Source organism: Bacteroides sp. (assembly GCF_029057325.1).
Taxonomy (GTDB): Bacteria; Bacteroidota; Bacteroidia; order Bacteroidales; family Bacteroidaceae; genus Bacteroides.
Genome location: NZ_JAICZW010000181.1, coordinates 1 through 3,251 on the forward strand (window position 1 = coordinate 1; position 3,251 = coordinate 3,251).

3 protein-coding genes and 1 pseudogene are annotated in these 3,251 nt (G+C 44.9%); 2 read left to right on the forward strand and 2 right to left on the reverse strand.

Annotated features, from left to right (window positions below; all coding sequences use genetic code 11):
* Together K2G43_RS12245 and K2G43_RS12250 are read left to right on the forward strand one after the other, a co-directional pair.
* Positions 1-496 (forward strand): annotated as a pseudogene (locus K2G43_RS12245) (hypothetical protein); the annotation flags it as partial.
* A gap of 3 nt (positions 497-499) precedes the next feature.
* Complete coding sequence (locus K2G43_RS12250) at positions 500-1,378, forward strand: glycosyltransferase family 92 protein (RefSeq protein WP_297642650.1); 879 nt, start codon at positions 500-502, stop codon at positions 1,376-1,378.
* Positions 1,379-1,453: 75 nt separating this feature from the next.
* On the opposite strand, the gene K2G43_RS12255 is transcribed toward K2G43_RS12250, so the two are convergent.
* On the reverse strand, positions 1,454-2,374 hold the full coding sequence (locus K2G43_RS12255) for a stealth family protein (protein WP_297642664.1): 921 nt from the start codon (positions 2,372-2,374) through the stop codon (positions 1,454-1,456).
* Positions 2,374-3,165, reverse strand: a complete 792-nt coding sequence (locus tag K2G43_RS12260) for a glycosyltransferase (RefSeq protein ID WP_300155624.1) — start codon at positions 3,163-3,165, stop codon at positions 2,374-2,376. Before K2G43_RS12260 ends, K2G43_RS12255 begins: the two co-directional genes overlap by 1 nt.
* Positions 3,166-3,251 lie beyond the last annotated feature (86 nt).

Sequence of the window (3,251 nt, forward strand, 5' to 3'; positions counted from 1 at the left end):
AATCATCAACCGCCACTTCGACAAGAAAGAAGTAATGATGCGCTACCACGAAAAATGGTTCCATAAGAGTTACGGCACAAAGGCACGTTGGAATTATATCTTCAAATTCTACGACAAATTCATCACCCTCCGCACGCCACACAATGCCCAACCCTACTTGAAATCCACATTCGATGAAGTGTGGGCAGCCGCAGGAAAAGAGCTGACCGAAACCTCTTCCAACAAATTCCGTGCTTTGTCCGATTATACCCCTGAGCTTTTCCGCACCTGGCAGATATGCCGGGGGAATTTCGAGCCCTACAACACGTATAATGACACGAAGATGTTTCCCCTTATGATTCGCTCCAAACAGGCCATCAAGGCGATATACCGGCAATCTTATACCCTTATTTGTTTGAATGACAATATACATATCCGCAATTACGACCGTGTCATGGAAAACCTGAGAGACGCTTTCCAGTCCATATTGCCCGATAAGTCAAGTTTTGAAATCTAAGCGATGAATAAGATATTTGCTGAAATAATAGCGGGAGTAATCCCACACAAGATGACCCGGAACCAATGGCGGGGAATACTGCGGTATGGTCTTTGCAATGCTTTCCGATTGAAAAAGCGGATGAAGAATGACCATACGCTTCCCGAATCCTATCTGTCTGTGTGTGCCATTGCAAAAAACGAGGGTCCGTATTTCAAGGAGTGGATTGAATGGCATCTCGACAAAGGCATAGAGAAATTCTATATCTATGACAATGAGAGCACGGACGGGACGAGGGAGCTGTTAGAACCCTATATCCGTTCGGGTATTGTGAACTATAAGTACTGGCCGGGACACAGACAGCAATTGGCTGCATACGATGATTGCCTGGAAAACAACCGTCTCTCCTCCCGCTGGATTGCCTTCATTGATTTGGACGAATTCATCGTTCCTGTAAAGCATGCGTCCATACCGGAGTTCCTGAAAGGTTTTGAATCGTTTGCCGCCGTAGAGATAAACTGGCTGATATATGGCAGTGGCGGCAGAAAGGAAAAAACGCCCGGCACCATGATGGAGAGATTCAGATTCCATTCCAAACCGGACCATTACTTGAACCGTCATGTGAAAAGCATTGTCAATCCCCGCCGGGTCTTCACGATGATAGGATGCCATGAAGTTGCAAGGATATCGGGCGATACGGCAGATTCACACGGACAGCCCGTCAAAAGGCATTTCCGCGAACGCAAGCCACAGCAAGATGTCATCCGCATCAATCATTATGCTGTCCGGTCGTACGAAGAATTTATCGAGAAACAGGCGCGCGGAAGGGCAAGCGGAACTCAGCCTACCGTGAAATCGGAATACTTTGACCAATACGATCTGAATGACATCGAAGAGAAATAGGATAGAAATATAAATGCAACGTGCCGACAAGATATCCACTTGTCGGCACGTTGCATTTATGGCGCGCTTTATAACTTATTTCTCGAATTGCGACTTGTCAGGAAAAAGCCTGTTCAGGAAAGCGATGGAACATTGCCTGTCTTCATCGTTGGCATATTGTGAATCGTTCATGCAGAATAGCATGGGATTGTATTTCTCGAACTTTTTATAAAGCTTTCTGTTGTCAATATGGAAGCGGAAAGAGGTATGCTGATTGACGTAGCACAAATGGGCACGCTTTTCGGCAAGCGCTACATACGAATACATGTTCCGTTGGATGTCGTTGGAAGAACGCATGTGGTTGCACAACGTTGCGCTAATCTCCTTGTCGAATACTTGTCTTGCATGCTGGTAGTCGCTTTTCCGGTAAGCATCAATGTTATGGTGGGTCTTTCCGTTATAATAAGTCCCGTACTTCTGCTTGACCAATAGCGCTGCATTATGAATCTTCTGCACGTAGTTGCTCCACGGCTTTTTCTTGAAGAAGAGAGTCAGCCTTCGGAAAGGACGACGGTTGAACCGTATCTTTGGCAACAGGTCTTCCGCAAAAAATGTTTCAGGAGATACCGGACGATTGATGAGCATGTCATCATTGGCGTACAGAAAGTATTCGGAGAGACCGGGAATCCGATGCAGGTGATGTTCTATGATGGTAGAATTGAAGCATGGCAGGCATTCTACAGGCAGAATCTCCGCATGGTCCACTATCCGAATCTTCGGATTGGAAACATCCAGCCATTTCGGTACCTGGTTGTCTGTGACGATGAAAATCTTTCGTATCCAGGGGGCATACTTCTCAACCGAACGCAAGCTGTATTTCAGTTCTCCGCTGTCCGCATACCGACCTTTGCAATTCTTGTCTATTTCTGCAGATTCTCCTATGCAGGCATTTCGCTTTGCAATCCACTTCGGGTCACTACCATCCACCCAAAGATATACCAAATCAATATCTATCATCACATCTTACCATTAATTCGTTTTTCTATTTCAGGATAGCGTTCGATTATTGCATTCAATACCAACGCATTGTTATCTATTTTTCCTTTAAAGTTAAACATCTTAAGCGATATTTCTTTAGGCTTATGCAGGTCATGCGGCTTGTTGCGTCCAAATGGTACGGGAATCACGGGGAAGCCATTCGCCACGCCTGCCGCCCAAAACCATATATCATCCGTGCATGGCGCTATTTCCGTAAACAGATCCACATCCAACATATCAGCCCTTAATGAATGAGGAGGATACAGGACACCTCCTACTCCTGTTTGCAGATTAGTGAAATTCTGATGGATTCTTCTCTGCAAAAAAGAGTACCAGCGATACTTCTTCCATTTACGATAAGGTTTGCCCAACTTAATGTGTCGGACACGATGCGCCAACACCGCATGAGGATACTTAGCATGCAGCTTCAATAAGTCACGAAGCATGTGCCTGTGATAAGCCACATCATCATCCACAGTAACGATGATTGCTTCTGGAAAATCTATCAACGCAGGTATCAGTTTCCGGTAAGAACGGATATCCCTGTCGTAATTTCTGATTTCAAAAACGGGATTGCTTTCGGATAATGATTTCAACTCTTCCGGGATGCCACCTTCTCCGAACTGCGAGAATGTCAGATAGAGCACCAATTTATCTGGAAGCACAGAACCATTCAAAATAGAACGAATGGCCTGAGCTGCATACGAAATCGCTGCAGGAAAAGATGTCATCGAAACTATAACCTGTTGCTTTTGTGTTTTAAAAGCCATATCTTTTCTTCTTTCAAGTAGTGATTAAAAATTCTTCCATTTTAATTCTCCAACCTTCCCATCTTGTAGGTTCCTTTCCGTATCAC